The 19,128-nt window shown below is 37.9% G+C and carries 11 protein-coding genes; all 11 read right to left on the bottom strand.

The window, feature by feature from the left end; translation table 11 throughout:
• Positions 1–856: 856 nt before the first annotated feature.
• Positions 857–2,863 (bottom strand): WcbI family polysaccharide biosynthesis putative acetyltransferase, encoded by a 2,007-nt coding sequence (locus CWB60_RS07960; RefSeq protein ID WP_138579916.1) that lies wholly within the window; start codon positions 2,861–2,863, stop codon positions 857–859.
• On the bottom strand, positions 2,856–3,590 hold the full coding sequence (locus tag CWB60_RS07965) for a sulfotransferase family 2 domain-containing protein (protein ID WP_138579915.1): 735 nt from the start codon (positions 3,588–3,590) through the stop codon (positions 2,856–2,858). Before CWB60_RS07965 ends, CWB60_RS07960 begins: the two co-directional genes overlap by 8 nt.
• Before the next feature lie 68 nt (positions 3,591–3,658).
• A complete protein-coding gene (locus CWB60_RS07970; RefSeq protein ID WP_171036134.1) occupies positions 3,659–6,409 on the bottom strand; it encodes a glycosyltransferase in 2,751 nt (916 codons plus the stop codon).
• A gap of 44 nt (positions 6,410–6,453) precedes the next feature.
• Positions 6,454–7,872 carry a phosphomannomutase gene (locus CWB60_RS07975; protein ID WP_138579914.1) on the bottom strand — a complete coding sequence of 473 codons (1,419 nt, stop codon included), beginning with the start codon at positions 7,870–7,872 and terminating at the stop codon, positions 6,454–6,456.
• Between the two features lie 80 nt (positions 7,873–7,952).
• The gene (locus tag CWB60_RS07980) at positions 7,953–11,663 is read right to left on the bottom strand and encodes a glycosyltransferase family 4 protein (protein ID WP_138579913.1); all 3,711 of its coding nucleotides are present in this window, start codon (positions 11,661–11,663) and stop codon (positions 7,953–7,955) included.
• A gap of 82 nt (positions 11,664–11,745) precedes the next feature.
• Positions 11,746–12,642 carry a sulfotransferase family 2 domain-containing protein gene (locus tag CWB60_RS07985; protein WP_138579912.1) on the bottom strand — a complete coding sequence of 299 codons (897 nt, stop codon included), beginning with the start codon at positions 12,640–12,642 and terminating at the stop codon, positions 11,746–11,748.
• Positions 12,643–12,715: 73 nt separating this feature from the next.
• Positions 12,716–13,606 (bottom strand): GDP-mannose 4,6-dehydratase, encoded by an 891-nt coding sequence (locus CWB60_RS07990; protein WP_212746872.1) that lies wholly within the window; start codon positions 13,604–13,606, stop codon positions 12,716–12,718.
• Positions 13,590–14,624, bottom strand: a complete 1,035-nt coding sequence (gene gmd, locus CWB60_RS07995; protein ID WP_138579911.1) for a GDP-mannose 4,6-dehydratase — start codon at positions 14,622–14,624, stop codon at positions 13,590–13,592. Before gmd ends, CWB60_RS07990 begins: the two co-directional genes overlap by 17 nt.
• A 162-nt stretch (positions 14,625–14,786) precedes the next feature.
• Positions 14,787–16,202, bottom strand: coding sequence for a mannose-1-phosphate guanylyltransferase/mannose-6-phosphate isomerase (locus tag CWB60_RS08000; protein WP_138579910.1), 1,416 nt, complete (start codon positions 16,200–16,202; stop codon positions 14,787–14,789).
• Positions 16,203–16,246: 44 nt separating this feature from the next.
• Positions 16,247–17,470, bottom strand: a complete 1,224-nt coding sequence (gene manA, locus CWB60_RS08005; protein WP_138579909.1) for a mannose-6-phosphate isomerase, class I — start codon at positions 17,468–17,470, stop codon at positions 16,247–16,249.
• Between the two features lie 39 nt (positions 17,471–17,509).
• The gene (gene rfbB, locus CWB60_RS08010) at positions 17,510–18,589 is read right to left on the bottom strand and encodes a dTDP-glucose 4,6-dehydratase (RefSeq protein WP_138579908.1); all 1,080 of its coding nucleotides are present in this window, start codon (positions 18,587–18,589) and stop codon (positions 17,510–17,512) included.
• Positions 18,590–19,128 lie beyond the last annotated feature (539 nt).

Here is a 19,128-nt window from a genome sequence, read left to right on the forward strand (position 1 = left end):
GGCTCTTCTCCTTTACTTCTCCGTGTTCTCTGTGGTGATAAGAATCGCTTAATCTCTTTAGACTAAAACCAAACCATTCTTACCATCGAGGGCACAGAAGTGCTTCGCACTACACCAAGCAATTATTAGTATATGCGGCAGTAAGTTAGCCTCATATAAAATATACACCCCTTTACTTGTACCAATAAATAACATAGTTTTTATTTAAAAATATTTTTAAGGAAGAGAATAATGCAAAAAAACAGTACTCTGCACTCATGCTGTTATCGGGCTTATTTTTAGCCACACCTACAATAACGAGTGCAACCAACTTAGTTATAGATAAACTCCCTAACGCCAAACGCCTGTCAAGTACTTCATACGTTTATACTCCCTAGACATACTCATACTCCCAAAGCGCATCTGCTTTTTTTTGAGTACAAGTAAAGAGGCTGTTTCTGCTAAAGCTTTATCTTTACGATTAAGCTCTTTTGAAGCTGTTTAATTTCTTTTTGAGTTTCTTGTTGTCTGACTTTACAGGTCTCGTTGCTGACCCTTTAGCAAAACCTTACTTATCAGTACGCCGTGCTGTGGAGGTAGTAAAACAGCTTGTCAATAAGTACCAAATAGACTCAATCCGATTACAGCCTTTAGGCGCTGGTCCTTTAGCGCCGGGCTATGAACGGCATAGACCAAAACAGGCAAAAATCGCCGCGTAGAGCAGGTTTTAAAATCACCGGCATACCTATGATTATTTGCAACTCACCAAACTAATTAATTTCTAGTCCCCTCCTATCGCACAACTTTATTGTTTAATAGAGGCTAAAAATTAGACTTCTAGTACAGCAATTAAAACAAGCTGCTATCATGCCGTATTTTATAAAATATCAGGAATAACCCTAGGTTTTTGTGCAACCACTGTACTCCCTTCAGGTACTTCAAAGTTTAGAACTGCGCCAGCACCAACTTTTACTCTATCGTTAACTTTTATGCCACCAATAACAACTGAATTTGCCCCAATTCGAACGTTATCACCGATAGTAGGGTGACCCCCTTTACCTGTTCCAACTGTTACGTTTTGATTCAGCCAGAAGTTCTTACCGATACTTTTTGCAAAAACCACAGTTGAGAAGCCATGTTCGATATACAAGCCAGGGCCAATTTGCTTACAAGAAAGATACAAGTTACCGACAAATAGAGTGGGCTTATTACCTACTAATTTCAATATTTGCTGAACAATATTAGTAGTTAGCTTAAACTTTTCTTGAGCAGTCATAGCTCTATATCTGATTAAGCTTCTGAATTCCTGCCTATTTTCCCAGAAATATTGGAATGCACGTTTTTCTTTATAATTTTTAATTTCTATCCAGCGAGGCAAATCTTGAAGCATGTAGTCTTTAACTTCATCTTGAAGTGATTGAAGGTAATTTAATACTTTATCAGAGTCATTCATATGCGTTTTATTGTCTAATTTAGTGGTATTGTAAATTGACTGACTTTTTTGAACCTTTGACCAATGTGTATCACCCTTATGACTTAAATCATTAATCAAATCAAAGGTAGGCTTGGCTTCTATTTGGGGAATAATACAAACATTATCACCCTTACAAAACTCACTAAACAAAGTAGGACCTGTTGCTTGCGATACATTATTAAACTTTTCTTGAGATACATTGCTTACAATACTTCTCCAAATATCAGCAAGTAACTCATCTTCAGGTAGGGCTGCGATAAACCCATTCCATATCCCCCCATGCCATTTTCTTAGAACCGTGAGGCTACAGTCATTATCGATTAAAGAATCTATAGAAGAAAAGCATTTTGTAGCAGCATCAACGTATACTCCACCCTCTTTAAGACAGTAAGCTACTCTAAAAATATCTGATTGCATTGCCGGAAGTTTAGCTTTAGCAAATACTTTAGCCCCTACTACACCATAATTTTTTTGTATGAAGCTATACGCCGCTTTATAATCATAAATCTGATATGTAAAATCGGGATTATGCTCTTTCCAAGAGTCCATTAGACGAGCAATTTCGGGTGGTATACTTTCGCCGTCCCAGTATTGAACAATTACTTTAGGAACATAAATTTTCCCTACTGCAATACCTTCTAGCGAGTTGTAAAAATAAAAAAACAAACTAACCAACTCTAAAGTCGTATAATAGTATTCGACTCCATTGTTAACGGTTTTATGCTTATCAGATTCAATAAAAGGTACTGTTTGATCTAGGAACTCCCCCTTAATAGTAATGTTTCTATTGTAGTCAACCTCTAAATAATCAAGTATGCGAGTGCAGTATTCGACTAAAACATCATTCGTAGGGTGATTAAAGGTATGAAAACCTCTTTTAGTTCGTTTATGCTGAAAAAAATCACTAATTTTAATATCTGCGTATTTTTCTCTTAATTTAAGCTCCTCAATAGAACTGGATGATACTGAATTATCTTTAGATAAATATTGTGTTTTTAACGCACTAGTAGCCTCACTAACACTTTCACCTTTAAACCAGCTATCGAATACAACTTTAAAATGATAATCACTGAAAGGAGCTTCGCTTAACCTATATTGTTTCGGTAAATTACTTAAATAGGGGGTATCACCTGTGTAATAGAGGTTCACAATACTTACAACTTTATCTCCGTATTTTGACCGAAGATTATCAGTTCGAACAAATTCACATGGATAAGAATGATGGACGATTTGAGCAATGATAAAATCCGCTTCTTCGAAGTAAGAGACAAACTCTTCCTCTTGATGACTTTTTAATATATGAACTATACCGACCTTGGTAACTTCAATATCATCGCTCAATTCGTTTAGTATAGAGTCTATCGCTCGAGCCTGGCAGTTTGCAATAACAACAACTTTTTTCTTAGCCATTATATAATGTTTTCCAAATCTCTAAATCGGTTTTATTTGCTTCGAGTAGACTGTTGAATGATTCTTCAGAAAACTGCTCTCTAATTTCTTCTAGCTTTTCTGGTAAAGTTTTTTTAACACTTCGAGACACATTTCGTTCTACTGGTTTTAGCTTTATGCCTGTAAAACCATGTGATTCAAGTAGCGTTTCTAAACACTCTAAAGATTGCGAATACTTTTCAACTACGCCAATAAATGGTAAAGCATCCACAGCCATTTTTGCCCTAGTTGACTCATCTCCTTGCTGTTCGCCAAACATAGTAGCAAACCTATTAGCATGAAAGTCACGGCATTGTCTATCTGTTTGCATTGACAGGCGAGTTTCTATATAACCAGCAACTGAAGTGTTTCTAGCTAAAGTGGGACCAAAACTATCGCCCCCTTGTTTTTTTTCAAAAGAGTAAGCCGATGCCATGCGGTCAATAGGATGACGTACAAACACAACGGGGATGATTTTGACTCCCTCAATTTGTGGAACGGGAAAAAAAGCTGTATGAGACGAGAAGCATCTTGCTTGAGGATTATCAATTATCCACTGCTTTAATTCCGCACGGTTTTTAGCAGGATTACCGGGGAATTCTTTAGTAACCCACTCACCTGATTTTTCTGAAAAGTTCTCTTTAAATGCAGCGTCTAACGATGTACCCGCGTTTTTAAAGAGATGATAATGCAAAATGATTGTTTTCATTTTTTTTCCAATAGCCTGCATCTACAAACCAGTGCTAAACACCAATTTGCAGATATAATATTAAAAATTTAATTACTTGAATATACGCCAACGCTTGCAAAAATCTTTTTAAACGCCTTATGACCATGCTCAAAAGAGTATTTCGTTCTAACAATAGTTTGCTCATTCTCAGCAAACTTAGTCCATAATTTTTTATCATCATAGAGTTTTATTATTGCATCTACCCACTCTTGAGGCTCTTGAGCTATAAGTGTACTTATTTCATGGGATAAGCCAGTCCCTTCAGCCGCTACTTCAGTGAGCACTGTTGGTGTACCATAAGCCATAGCTTCGAGTACTTTCCCTTTAATACCTGCTCCAGATAATAATGGTGCTACAAAGATTCGGTGGTCATGGTAAACACCATCAAGTGTTTCAGCAAACCCTGATATTTTTATATTATCAGTATTATACTCTTCAAACTTTTTAGGAATATTACTGCCATAAACATACAAAGTTATATCTGGGCGCTGCTCAAACAATAGCGGCATTATTTCATTTGCTAAATACTCAACTGCTTCAATATTTGGGGTATGATTAAAACCACCTAAAAAAGCTATCCCGTCTCTAGATTTAAAATCGGGCGCGGGATCTTTTTGTTCTAAAACCCAAGGTGTAATATGTAATTTTTCAGCTTCTAATATATGACTAGTTATTACTGCGTGTTCTGTAGCGTTATAACATAAAATTGCATCTACCTTATCACAAACAGCAAGCTCATCTGTACGTGTAGTTTTAGCTACTTCGAGTAGTTCTGGTGCTGCACCCGGCTTAAGCGCAGCGCGAAGCTCCCTTAAAAAGTGAAGGTCAGCATTGTTGAATATAACTTTAGCGTCAGAGTTATTATGAATGTAATCGACATAATCTTTTGCAATATGATAACGTGTAATGTAGACAGCACTAAACTCATCAAGACGCGTTTCTAGAACGTGATTTACACTATGATAAAAAGGAGCATAAAGGACTTCTACTCCCATACGCTGAAGATCAACAGTATACTTTCCAAAATGGGCTAAATTAGCTGGTACAAAAGTTACCTTAAACCCTAACGACTGAATTAACTTGATTTCTTGAATAGCTGCATAACTACCAGCGTCTTTATTTGGCATAGGAGAAGCATAATCAATAACAAGAATGCGCTGCTCAATATTGCGGTCTTTTTCAAAACGTAAATTATCTACGCTCATTTTTCCATTGTATTTAAATGTTTTAAACCACTTTTCACGAAATGTGCTTTCGTTCACTATTTGGTAGCGTTTTAATCCTTTAGTTACATCTGTGCCATGACTTTGCCCTTCAAAGTGCACAACCTCAGAGTGTGGCACGTAAACCGTTTTGTAACCAGCATCCCTAACTTTAAATGCTAGATCGGTATCTTCATAATAGCATGGTACCAATTCCTCACTAAACGCCCCAACCTCTTCCCAAACAGAGCGGCGAATACACATAGAGGCACCCGTAAGATAATCTACCTCACGCGCGTAATTATATTCAGGTGTTAAAGGGTTTGAATTACGCCCTACATTCCATGGCACACCATTATTCCAAACTATACCGCCAGCCTCTTGGATTGAGCCATCTAAATTTAACAATTTAGAGCCCGTCATACCTATTTGGGGATCACTGTTATGCTTATTTACAAGCTCATCTAACCAAAATGAGGTAACTTCAGTATCGTTATTTAAAAATACTATAAACTCACCTTTAGCCATTTTTGAAGCTTCATTACAATTGCGTAAGAAGCGCAAATTTTCCGTATGCCGAGATACCACTAAATTACCAATAATATTACCTGCATCAACCGTTTTGTCTGTAGAGCAGTCATCAGCTAAAATCACCTCATAAGAGGTTTTATTATAAGCAAGAGCTATCGATGCAATACAGTGGTAAGTTAAAGCAAACTGATTATATGCTGGTATAATTATTGATACTTTAGGATTATTAAACTTAGGTAGATTGAAGGTTGGGAACACGCTTCTTTTTTCATACCCTTCGGTTAAAAGCTTGTGCACTGTATTTAAATCGTTTAAATTAAAATACGAGTTACTTTCGGTTAGGTCTTGCAAGTGAAACGCAAGAGATTCATAACGCTTGTCAGATTGACTCGATAATGATAAAAACCCCGGCTTACTCGCACTTTCTTTTAAATATTGCCACGGTGTTTTTATTGCTTGTGTGTCTATAATGCCCGATGCGACAATATACGGGCAACCAACTATACCAATACTAATCAAGTGAGAGTTACCATCACTTAGCAAGTGCGGCAAAGGTAAGTTTACCTCTAAAGTTGTTTTATCACTACTAATAGCTTTTGTTGAAACTTGTTGATTATTATAAAAAAGTAAAAAGGTTTTATTGCCTATAGGCTTGTCGCTACCTACATGCAATGCAACATGACCATGTTGTACCCCAATTACTTTAACGTTCCATACCTGCTCTAATTGCTTTCGTTTAAATAATGCATTCCCTATAGGTGCATACGTATCAGCTTCTACAAGTGTATAAGTAACTTCACGACCATCATTAACCGGAAGCTCTACTAAATCAATCTTAAAGCCATGAGCCCCATTACCAATATGTGCATCCGCTAAGTCTTCTCTAAACTCATTCGCGATACCGGTACCAAGAACGCGATCTTCAGCAATAACTTTCACAGCCACCGGCGCATCTAATTCTTTATTAAATGCCCAGCCATAAACCATACCAGCTTCAATAGTGTCTATTGAGCCAATCAAATTACTATTATCAATACCGCTTTCTGAATTTTTATCTTCTGACATACCCAGTTATCCCAATTCTATTCGCTATAAGTGCTTAATTAAAATTAAACTAATTGTATTTTTTCAAGCACTTGCTCAACATATGCACGTGCCACTTGCTCTGTATTTGATTCAGCGTAGCAACGAAGCTCTGGCGCATTACCCGATGGGCGTAAATGAATTATATCGTTATTTGTCAACGTAAGGCGAAGCCCATCGGTGCAATCAATGCTTTTAACGATTAAATGCCCCAGCGCTAACTTATTTAATAGAGCATCAGGGCTTGTTTTATTTGTTTCTATAATTGATTGGCTACGCTGTGTAGGAAACTCTTTAATTCTATCGCTTGCTGTAAAGCGTGCCGGCAAATTAGCTACCATGCTCGAAATAGTCGTATTTTTAGCCCCTGTAAGCAAAATTATTGCAGGGAGAATCGCATCACGTGTAGGTAAGGCTGATAAAGGGGCTCCATTAAATACAATATCGGAGCCTAATAAAAAGCCTCCATTTGCTTCAAAACCCGCGACGCTGTCATATTGGCCATTCAGGTGCTCAAACTCAGCGATAACATAAGGCGAGCCTATTTTTGTGCGTGTCACTTGTTTAAAGTAGTTTGACTTTTCAATCGCGGTATTACAACTAACCGGAACAGCCAAGGCCTCAATATTGAGTAATTGAGCACACAGCAAACCTAAAATATCCCCGCGTAACCAATCGCCATTCTCATCAGCCACTAACGGTCTATCACCATCACCATCGGTCGAAAAGATAAAGTCGAAGTTACATTCGTTAGCCCAATTGCGTGCTTTTAAACTGTCTTCTTCACTTACTGCCTCAGTATCTATAGGCACGAATATGTCTGAACGTTCAAGCCTAGTTACTTCAGCACCAAGCGAAGTAAAAATATCAGCATATAAATCTCTACCTGCACTTGAATGCTCGTATATTCCTATGTGCTTGCCTAAGAGTATTTTATGATCAAACAAAGATGTATATCGTGTAATATAGTTTTTAGCGGCATCCTCATTTACAATTAGATCATCGAGGTTTGAAATAGCTTCAAAAGTAGCATTAGAGCTTAAAATAAGCTGTTCATCATGCTTACCTATTTCGCCGTCGGGGCGGTAAAATTTTAACCCGTTTCTATCAAATGGAATATGGCTGCCCGTAACCATAATACAAGGAATGTTTTTAGCCATAGCTGCGGCAGCTAACGCCGGCGTGGGTATAACACCATAATAAATCACTTCGATATTTAGCTGGCGCAGAGCCTCTGCACAGGCTTGCGCCATTGCATAGCTACTGGGGCGATTATCAATAGCAAGTGCTAAAGTATCAAAGCTAAACTGCTGCTTTAAACAATTAACAAAGGCGCTTGTAAAAGCAGCACAAACCTCTGGTGTAAAATCAGTAACTAGGCCACGGGCACCGCTAGTGCCAAAAGAAATGCCACTTTTTAAAATAACGTCTTTCGAATTAAACACTATTAAACCTTACAAAAATGAGTTTCATATATATAAAAAGGATCGAGAAACTCGATCCTTATCAACAGAAAAATGAATAATTAAACCGTTAAAACATTTAACGATAACTTTGCAAAACATATAGATAAATTTCGCTGGCCACCACTTTCTTTAACTGTTTGCGTGGTTACGAACTTAACCCTAAAGTCGTTTTTTATTAAAAACTTATTATCGTCGATATCAAGTTCGTAAATGTATTCCATAAAATCATGCGATAGCTGTTTTTTACTTACAACTTTATCACCTATTAAAAGGCTCAACTCAATTGGCTCTGCTAACTCATGATAAGGTGAACACACCACTCGGATTTTTTTAACAAAAGCTCGCTTTGGTAACTCGGTCGTTAAATCAACTTCACCTGCGATGTCACTCATCCAAACATGGGTGCCCTCAAGCTGGTTAAAACCACGTAATGAAATATTAGAATCAGCATCAAACGACACCATAACATCTTCATTCTTCGAAGTTTCTTCATTAAAGTCGTTTAACCATTTATAGTCATAGTTAATTTCGTGATCTTTTGTAATCAGCTTATCGACTGTTTGCTCAGCGATATTAAATGTCCAAATAACATTATTATACGTAATAAGTATCGACTCACTATCTTCAAGTGTTTTTTCGCTTACAAATAAAGAAAGGTAACCAAAGTTATAGCCTTCTATTTCGTCAAAATTATTAACCGCCCAAATACCTTTATGCTGCTCAACACCTTCCCCATCTATGAATGAATAGGTAAAGTTGCTGTCCTTATTATCGGCGTAGTGTAAGGTCTCATTATCGCAATTTAAAACAGAAAATATAAAGTATTTGCCTGGTTCGTTGTTATTGCTAAATGGCCCCCTGAAAAATAAAAGTTCAGGACTCTTTACATTAAAAAAGTTTTCATCGACAACTAATTTTGGGGGCGTAGATTGTACTGCAGGCTTTAGTAAATCAATTTTCACTTCATTGCCAAACCACCTTACCCCCTCTTGGACCAGCTCAAGACCCACAATATAAGCGCCCTTGGTTAAGTAATCAGAGTCAATTCTAATCGGCATAATAATTTCTTGACCTGGCGGCAATACAAACGGTATTTGTGTACGCGGGTTATCAAAGTATATGCTATTACCTTCTCTATCATATAAGTGGTAACTTAGGTTAACCCCACGGCCACTTGGTACGCCAATATTGCTAGACCACAACAAATCGCTTTCGTTTTTAACCGCCACAGCAATACGTAAATGGCTTCCATCGTCAGACAAAAACGGCCCTTCAATAACGGTTAACGTATGTTGAGTTTCGTTTTCAGTAAGCTCTTTATCAATTGTTACTTGGCCAATGTCGTTAAGCTTAACATTAGGTAAAACCTGCTCAGGCTCATAATGCTTGTACCAGTTATTGTTCAGTACCACGTCTTTTAATTCATGCGCACTTTCACTCCACGTAGGCCAGTTTACCGGCACATTTTTATAATCCGTACTTAGTTCCTCGTCAATAAAGCGTTCAACCGCTTGCGCTAAGCAGCTTACCGACCCTGGTGTGAAATAACTTGCTTTGGGTGCGCCTTCGCCCACTTCGTGAAACACAGGCAAATCAGAAAGTATTACGGGAGTATTGTGCAGCCCAGCTTCTACTACTGGTAAGCCAAACCCTTCCAAATAAGAGGTCATTATTAGTGCATCTGCCTCTTCATAGGCAGCAGCTAACCCCGCATCAGACAAGCCATTCAACCAAAATAGTCGCTTATTTCTTTCAGGATGATTCTCGAGGGTGGTTTGGAGCATTTTAGTGTCCCACCCCACTTTACCGACTATAATTAAATCTACATCAACGCCACGATCCCACAGTTGTTCAAAGGCTTTTAAGCCATAGTATTGCCCTTTACGAGGCTCTATCGTGCCGACCATTAAAAAGGTGGGGCGTGTTTTAGTAAACCCAAGTTCAGATGCATCGGGTTTTACATCGGCAAAATCAGCGCCAAGCCTAAAGTAACCAATTTTCATTGGGCGAGGTAGCTTTATGTCTTTAATGAGTTGATACATTTCATCGGCAACTGCTTTTGATATACACACAATACCGGTCGAATAGCCAAGAATAAACTCAACCCAAGAGCGAAATACCGGAGGCATACCTTCTGATGTCATAGCAGACATAGTTAAAGGGCCAATATCATAAACGCCATTGACAACCTCCTGCCCCATAACTAATGCATCAGCTAGTCGTTGCCGCTGCCCTTCTAAAAATGTCCAAGAGCTATCCAGTAACAAATAGGAATCATTTTGATTATATTGAAGTCGATTAAAAGGGCTTAATTTTACAGACTCTTTATTTAAGTTGGTTAATTGATACCAATCTTTAGTATTTTGGCTATAACTTAATACAACCTCTGTATTAGAGTTTGTATTTTGAGCTAATAACTCATTAGAGACATTATGCATAACGCGCTGAATACCCGATAAAATAGGGCTTTGAGCAGTCGATGTAACATCCATTATTAAGCGCGGAGCATCTTCAACTTTAGTTAGCTGATTACTAAGTTTATTGTTAGCATTTACATTATTTTTAACCAACGCTTCAAATTCATGCATCGCGATAGCGGCTGTTTTATCCCAAGAAAACTCTTTTTGTCGGCGATGACCGTGCTTAACAATTTTATTTTTAAATGACTCGTCTGTCAGTAGTTTTTGTAATAAAGCAGACAAGCTTGCAGGTTTATCAGGGTCAAATAGTTGCTCTTTATTTTGCACCACTTCAGCTACGGCTCCGCCAAAAGCAGATATAAACGGCGTTCCGCATGCCATAGCTTCTAGCGCTCCCAAGCCAAACCCTTCCATACGCGAAGGCTGTACAGCAACTAGCGCATTTTTATATATATCAACTAACTCATTATCTTCAATGTAGCCTGTTGATAGCAAACACTCTTGGGGGATATCAAATTCATCAAATATATTTTTCAGCGGAAGTAAATGCTCATTTCCAAACTCACCTACTAGCACAAGTTTTAGCTCACCAGATTGGCACTCGGGTAAATTTGCCATAGCTTCTACTAAGCAAGATACATTTTTACGCCAATCCAACCCTCCTACATACACTACATAGCGTCCTAGCTTCGCACCAATAGACGTATTATCATACTGCCACTCATTCACTAACTGACTAAATTCATCAGAAATACCAGCGGATATAGCCGCACTATTAGTTTTATTAAAAATATCTAGGTATTCATCTTGAGTAAAGTCAGATATACACAACACGGTATCAAAATTAGCTATCTCCTCGAACCTGCGAAAATAAGCTTTATTAGTGTTTAAATCCTGCAAGTAAATATCTTCATAGCGATAAGGTATAGCATCGTAAAATATACAGGCCGTTTTAATCCCTTCTAAGCTTTTAACTTTAATAAAAGGGGTTGTTCTGTCAGAAATACCTTCAAAAGGGCTTGCTGAGAGGGCAATATCAGGTTTTATCTCATTGATGTGAGCAGCTAACATTTTCTCATCAAGCATTCGCTCTAAAGTAAAAGCAGCAATATTTTCTGAGTTATGGGTAGCCCCATACCACACTTTAATCGTGATGTTGGGGATGTTTTTTTGCAAATAGTTACGAGTTGCGATAACTTCCTGCTGTAAGGAACCATTCAATGACACTGTAATTTCTACATTTTTAGTAGATAAAGCTTGCAAAAAGTCAGTCACGTACCTGCCTATACCACGAACATTACTCGCTGTTTGAAAACACTGCCCATCTACCCAAATTTTTACTGCCATCATTTATTCCTATACATGCAGATGATACTTAACTCTAGCTTCGTAATATCATCTGTAATTAATTTAACTTATTTTAGCGATTTAGTTAGCTAGAAAAATTATTAATAAACTCAATATATTGATTCTTATTCATTACTTTCACACCTGTAAGTTCATCAAATAATTTCTTCTCAGATTTCGTTATCTTTTTTAGTATATCTAATGCTTTGGGAAAGTCTTTCTGGCTTAAAATTTCTTTTTCGTAATTTGCCGCACCACTGTTAGACTCCACACCATCTGAAATATTGGGGTTGTACTCTAATCCTGCAATTTCATTCACCTTATCTATAAAATCATTCAGTCTGTCTTGCCTACCTATAATGAGTAAGTCATTCTCTTTAAAATTATCAAGGTTATCAGTGATTAAGTATCTGACCTGCTCATTAAAAATCATGTTATAAAAACGACCTTTTGCAGCTAACAACTCATATAAGGTATATTCATTAACCTCTTTATGGAGTGGATGCATAGGGTCGTTGTTTTTTATATGATTATAAAATGAGATTATTCTTGCTATAGGCTCTCGTAATACATTTAAAAATATTCGTGGCTGTAATGTCGGAAATTTCAAGAATGTAGATAAAGGTAAGTGACCACCAAGCATTTCATAACTTGATGCAGTTATGTAAGATTTTTCTAAATCACCTACCAATGGATACGTTTTTTTTTCATCAGACCAAAAATAATTATTTACATTTTTTTTTAGCCAAGCGGTTCTTAAAAAAGTTCCCGCAGTCTTAGGAATATGAATGTATACAAGCACTGATTTAGGAATGTGTTTTTCAAGAAATGTATTTTTATATTCAGTGGAATTTTGAACTTGCCTAATAACCCCTGAAATATCATCGTGCTTTTGTAAATAAGTATCAATAACTTCTTTGCTTTCTGGACTTCTACCTAACATAACATTGTAGACTTCAATGACATCATGCGGTTTTAACATTGCTTTTCCTTATTATTAGTTTGGTCTGCAAATAACTTGACTTAAATTATTTAGTTAATTAAGCCAAGTTATTTTATAACATACTCTTCAATATATCTTTCAGCTTAGTTACCTTTAGCTCAGGGAATAGATTTAATAGCTTGTTGTTGTCGCCTGTTATTTTTTTCACTTCGTCAACGCGCACAAAAGCGGGGTTAACAGAAACATTAATTTTGTAACCTGCTTGTGCTTCTAAGCTTTCGATTATTTGTTTTAATGAGTAGCTATTACCACTACAAATATTAAATACTTCACTTTTAACATCTGATTGTAATAATTTAGCGTAAGCATTCACTACAAAGTCAACAGAAGAGAAGTCTCGGTAAACATCTAAATTACCTAATTCTATTTCGCTTTTTTGCTGCTTAAAGTGTGAAACTATTTTAGGCACCAAAAAATGCTCAGCTTGCCCCACCCCGGTGTAATTAAACGGGCGAGTAATTATTATTGGCAATTTAGTGTAATAATTAGCCACTATTTTTTCCATGGCCATTTTACTGCATGCATAATGATTGACAGGCTCTGGCGGAAAACTTTCCGAAATTAAATCAACATCGGTGTTACCGTAAATATTAGCGCTACTGGCTACAATAACTTTTTTAACATTAGCTTTTGACTTTATTACACTTTGCAGCAGGTTTTCTGTACCCACTACATTAACGCGGTAAAACTCTGCTGCATCACCGTGTCCAACAAACGAAATAGCTGCTAAATGAACAATATAGCTAGGCTCTACTTTGTTAATTATATCAAGCACACTGGCTGCATCAGTTAAATTTACAGGGAATGTATCTTCCATAGAAGATGAGGTATACGTGGTGCCGTATACCTCCATACCTTGTTTTTCTAAATGCTTTTTTAAGTGGCGGCCTGTAAAGCCGCCTATACCAGTGATCAGAACTCTATTATTAAAATGAGAATCCAATTTTATTTCTCCGTAAGTCTGCCTCAACCATCATAGAACACAGTTCTTCAAGTGTTGTTTTAGGCGTCCAGCCTAGCTCTTTTTGCGCCTTTTCTGGGTTACCAATCAGTAGTTCTACTTCTGCTGGGCGGTAAAATTTAGGGTTAATTTTAACTACAATTGCACCTGTTTCAGCATTTTTTGCTACTTCGTTTTCTTCGCTGCCTGACCACTCTAACTCAATGTCCACAGCTTTAAACGACATAGTGACAAAATCACGAACGGTTTCGGTTCTGTTTGTGCCAAGTACGTAGGTATCTGGTTTATCAGCTTGCAGCATACGCCACATACCTTCAACGTAGTCTTTTGCATAACCCCAATCACGTTTAGCATCTAGGTTGCCAAGCTCTAGTACATCTAATTTACCAAGTTTAATTTTAGCTACTGAATCAGTAATTTTACGCGTTACGAATTCTTGCCCACGCAAAGGTGATTCGTGGTTAAATAAAATACCGCTTGTTGCAAATATATCGTAAGACTCACGGTAGTTAATTACCATCCAGTGAGCGTACAGCTTAGCAACACCGTAAGGGCTCCTTGGGTAAAATGGCGTTGTTTCTACTTGAGGAATTGCTTGCACTTTACCAAACATTTCTGACGTAGAAGCCTGATAAAATCTAATTTTAGGGTTAACAATTCTTATAGCCTCAAGAAGATTTACTGGACCAAGCCCAGTAATTTCTGCCGTTGTAACAGGCTGTTCAAACGAAACCCCTACAAAACTTTGGGCTGCAAGGTTATATACCTCAGTTGCATTGGTTGTTTGCAATAGTCTTATAGACGATGATAAATCGGTAAGGTCGTACTCTACTAGCTCTAAGTTTTCGTGGTTTTCGATACCTAGCTCAGCTATTCGCCAAAAGTTAACAGAGCTTGTACGACGGTATGTACCGTAAACCTTGTAGCCTTTTTCAAGTAATAGCTCCGCTAAGTAAGCGCCATCTTGACCGGTGATCCCTGTAACAATTGCTGTTTTCATGTAGTTTCTCTTTTAAATAAATGGAATATATTTTTTATTTATAAAACGAGTTATAAATATCTGTAAACATATTTTATTTGCATAAAGCTTAAATTTACTAAAGCCTTACTCACCTACTATTACAGGTGCTATTATGCAAAATTTATATCTCACTAACGCGTATCAATCTTTATCAAACCCATACAAATCTTCTAAGCGTACTATATCATCTTTGGCGATATACGAGCCCGTTTGTACTTCTATCATTACTAGTGGGATACTGCCTGGGTTTTCTATTGAATGCACTGCACCAATAGGAATATACGTTGATTGATTTTCGGTTATTAGCGATTCTTTATCGTCGCAGCGCACTTTTGCCGTACCCGATACTACAATCCAATGCTCTGCACGATGGTAATGCATTTGCAGCGATAAACGTGCATGGGGCTTAATAGTGACTTGCTTTGATTTATAACGCTCGCCGCGTTGTAGTAAGTTTATGTGCCCCCAAGGGCGATAGACTGTACGGTGCTGTACCGATTCTAGGCGTTCGTCACGATTTAGTTGCTCAACTACTTTTTTAACGTCTTGCACACGTGATTTATCAGCTATCAATACGGCATCGCTAGTTTCCACAATCACTAAGTCACTAACCCCCACGGTAGCAACTAGCTTATCTCGAGCGTCTACTAGGCAATTTTTGGTATCTATGCTTTTGATATCACCGCGTTTTACATTTTGGTTTTCGTCTTTTTCTTTTACTTCCCAAATTGATGACCACGAGCCTACATCGCTCCAACCGGCATCCAGCGGCACCATTGCGGCATGCTCTGTTTGCTCCATGATAGCGTAATCGATTGAGTCGTCTGGGCAGGTTAAAAATGTTTCAGCATCAACGCGCACAAACTCAGAGTCGTTTACTGCATTTTGTATTGCGGCTTTACATGCCGTAAGTATTTCTGGCTGGTGTTTTTCAAGCTCTTGAATGTAGGTACTTGCTTTAAATAAGAACATACCACTGTTCCAAAAATATTCGCCCGACTCAACATAACTTGTTGCTGTTTTTAAATTTGGTTTTTCTACAAACTCTTCAACGGTTAGGCAATCGCTACCTTTAATTTTTTTACCACTGCGTATATAACCGTAACCGGTTTCTGGCTTATCTGGCACTATACCAAAGGTCACTAGCCGACCGGTTTCTGCGCATGCTTGGGCTTGCTTTATTGCTTCATGAAACGCGTTAATATCGGTAATAACATGATCAGCTGCTAACACAAGCAGTAACGGATCAGAACCTTTTTCAATGGCTTTTATAGCCGCTAAAGCAACCGCAGGGGCTGTATTTCGGCCTTGTGGTTCTAATAAAATATCACCGCCAAGTGCATCAATTTCGTTTAGTTGCTCTGCAACTACAAAACGGTGGCCTTTATTACATATAATTGACGGAGCAAGTGTTTCTAGCCCTTTTAAGCGTAAAATGGTTTCTTGTAACATCGTGCTTTCACCAATTAATGACAAAAACTGTTTAGGATGCTGTTTACGTGATAATGGCCATAACCGTGAACCATTTCCACCTGACATAATTACAGGTAAGATCATTGCTTTATCCTTTCAATTTCATAAAAATTCTTTTTAATATATGTTTAATTGGGTGTACTTGCTCTTGCAACTTGCCCCTTACCTTTTAAGTGATAAGCTTTACTCTGTGCTGATACAAAACAACTTTGACCTGCCTTTAAAGTTAAACTTTTATTATTGCCCGCAATAACAGCGACCTCACCTTCTATAACAAATAAAATCTCAGCAGAATGGACTTTGCAGGACAGCTTAGAATAATTATTTTCCAAAGAAACAATACTCAACTGAAAATCCTCTACATCGGTGCAAAAGCATTGCTCGTATTCATTTAAAGGCGTGCATGCTATTTTTAAGTTGTTATGGTCTATTGGTTTAAACACTGTGGTATGCAATAGCTCATTAATATCAATATGCTTATGTGTTAAACCACCGCGTAAAACGTTATCAGAGTTAGCCATTATTTCAAGTGAAGTACCTTTTAAGTAAGCATGTAACGTTCCTGCACTCAAATACATTGCTTCACCAGGCTGCAATATTATGTGGTTAATTAAAAACGGGCTTAACACACCAATATCCCCTGGATATTCTGTATTTAGCTCAATAGCTAACTGCCAAAGTCTTTGAAATTCTTTAGAATCTTCATTCTTATTAAAGCGTATCTCAATATTATGTATAGCTTCATACACCAATTCACCTGGCTCTGGGTGGGTCATCAGCGCTTCATAAAAATTTTTTAAACCATCAGAGTTTAACGAATCAGCTAATTTATTAATTAGCAAACCTAACTTAGGTCCTTTAATTAAATCAAATAGTTCAATTATTTGGCTATATTGCCGAAAACCATTTAAAGCATGAAATTCGGTTATCGCATAAACAAGCTCTGGCTTATGGTTTTTGTCTTTGTAGTTTCGGTGCGGTGCCGACAAGGGGATTTTCTTTATGTTTTCTTTTTCCCATCCAGCTATTGCCTGTGCTTTATTTGGATGACTTTGAATAGACAACGGCGAATCGGCCGATAACACCTTAAATAAAAAAGACAGTTCGTTAGTAAACTTGTTAGCACACTTTGGACCTAGCACGGCCACCGGTTCGTTTGCAATTAACTCGCTTAACGGCATTTGCTGTTTGTTATTTAAATTGACAAACGACACCGCTTTAGGGTGTGCTCCCATCCAGAGTTCTGCTAATGGTCGGTTGTCAGGGTTTTGATACCCATACAATTCGACCATGGTTTTAGGGCAACCCCAATCGTTATTAATTATGGGGTTTTCTAAATGATAAACTGTCATGCAGATAGCTCTTTATTAGTAAAAACGACTTGGTACATTTTATAAAAGTACTTCCCACCACGTTTCGTTATCTAAATACCAATCTAGTGTTTTAGCAAAACCGGTTTCAAAACTCTCTGCCGGTACATAACCTAGCTCGTTATTGGTTTTTGTTGCATCAATAGCGTAACGACGGTCGTGCCCAGCGCGGTCCTCTACGTAGGTAATGAGCTGCTCGACGTTATTTGCTATAGCCGATTTAGCGTTCGGAAAACGCTTTGCAAGCGCTGGGTTTGTAGCAAACTTTTCACCCATTACTTTACACACTAGTTTAACTATATCTATATTAGCCCATTCGTTATTGCCACCAATGTTATAGTTTTCGCCAATACGCCCCTTTTGTAGTACCAGCTCTATACCACGGGCGTGGTCTTCTACGTATAACCAGTCACGAATTTGCTTGCCATCACCATATACCGGCAGCGGTTTATCATTTAAAATATTGGTTACGATTAAAGGAATTAACTTTTCGGGAAAATGGTACGGCCCATAGTTGTTAGAGCAGTTTGATGTTGTTACCTCAAGGCCATAAGTATGGTGGTACGCGCGCACTAAATGGTCACTCGCCGCTTTAGATGCTGAATATGGTGAATTTGGTGCGTAGGCTGTTTCCTCAGTAAAAGCTGGATCGGTAGCGCTTAACGTGCCGTAGACTTCGTCAGTGCTTACATGATGAAAGCGATGTACCGAAGGCTCATAACCAGCCTCTTTCGGCTCGTCTATCCACTTTTTTTTAGCTGCCTTTAATAAGCTATATGTACCAAGTATGTTTGTTTCTATGAATGCGTCCGGCCCAGTTATAGAGCGATCTACATGCGACTCGGCAGCAAAATGTACAATGGTGTTTAGTTGATACATATCAATTAGACTTTCTACTAATGCTGTATCGCAAATATCACCGTGTACAAAGGTCATATTTGGGTTGTTCTCTACTAGATCAAGGTTAGCTTTATTACCTGCATAGGTAAGCGCATCAAGCACTATTACTTTGTCTTTTGGGTGGTTAGCAAGCCAGTAATGAACAAAATTTGCACCGATAAACCCTGCTCCACCTGTTACTAGTAGATTTTTTACTGTCATTTTTTTTCCGCTTTATAAATTTCACTTTAAGTGTTTGACATTTAAAGTATTGTTATGCACCGATAGGGGCAAAGCCCTCAGTCCAATTCATTATTTGCCTACACTAGATAATTTTTCTTGCGCCTGCAATTGCTACTGTTTTTTCATTGTATTCTTGGTGATGATAATCTCTCATCACTTTATGAGCTTTAGCCCAAACCATTTTACCACCGAGGACATAGAAGCCCTGCGCGCTGAACCGAGAAGTTACTAACGCCAGCAAGCTGTGCGTCTACAAGTAATAATTACTTCTCCTTCTCTTCTTTATGTCCTCTGTGGTAATAAAATCACTTTCATCGTTTATTTAAAAACAAATCTACCACCGAGAGCACAGAGGCGCTTCGCGCTGCACAGAGGAAAAGCTCTTCTCCTTTTCTTCTCCGTGTCCTCTGTGGTAGTAATAACCACTTAACCCTTGAATGGGCTTAGCCCAAAAAATTTTACCACAGAGAGCACAGAGGCGCTGCGCGATGCACTGAGAAAGATCTTCTCCTTCTCTT

Origin of the sequence: Pseudoalteromonas sp. S327 (assembly GCF_005886415.1) — a bacterium.
GTDB lineage: Bacteria > Pseudomonadota > Gammaproteobacteria > Enterobacterales > Alteromonadaceae > Pseudoalteromonas > Pseudoalteromonas atlantica.

Bases quoted from the DNA above. Each gene is read 5' to 3' on its own strand.
- gmd (WP_138579911.1), bottom strand. From the start codon at position 14,624: ATGAAAACAGCAATTGTTACAGGGATCACCGGTCAAGATGGCGCTTAC.
- CWB60_RS07970 (WP_171036134.1), bottom strand. From the start codon at position 6,409: ATGTCAGAAGATAAAAATTCAGAAAGCGGTATTGATAATAGTAATTTG.
- manA (WP_138579909.1), bottom strand. From the start codon at position 17,470: ATGACAGTTTATCATTTAGAAAACCCCATAATTAATAACGATTGGGGT.
- CWB60_RS07960 (WP_138579916.1), bottom strand. From the start codon at position 2,863: ATGGCTAAGAAAAAAGTTGTTGTTATTGCAAACTGCCAGGCTCGAGCG.
- CWB60_RS07965 (WP_138579915.1), bottom strand. From the start codon at position 3,590: ATGAAAACAATCATTTTGCATTATCATCTCTTTAAAAACGCGGGTACA.
- CWB60_RS07980 (WP_138579913.1), bottom strand. From the start codon at position 11,663: ATGATGGCAGTAAAAATTTGGGTAGATGGGCAGTGTTTTCAAACAGCG.
- CWB60_RS08000 (WP_138579910.1), bottom strand. From the start codon at position 16,202: ATGATCTTACCTGTAATTATGTCAGGTGGAAATGGTTCACGGTTATGG.
- rfbB (WP_138579908.1), bottom strand. From the start codon at position 18,589: ATGACAGTAAAAAATCTACTAGTAACAGGTGGAGCAGGGTTTATCGGT.
- CWB60_RS07985 (WP_138579912.1), bottom strand. From the start codon at position 12,642: ATGTTAAAACCGCATGATGTCATTGAAGTCTACAATGTTATGTTAGGT.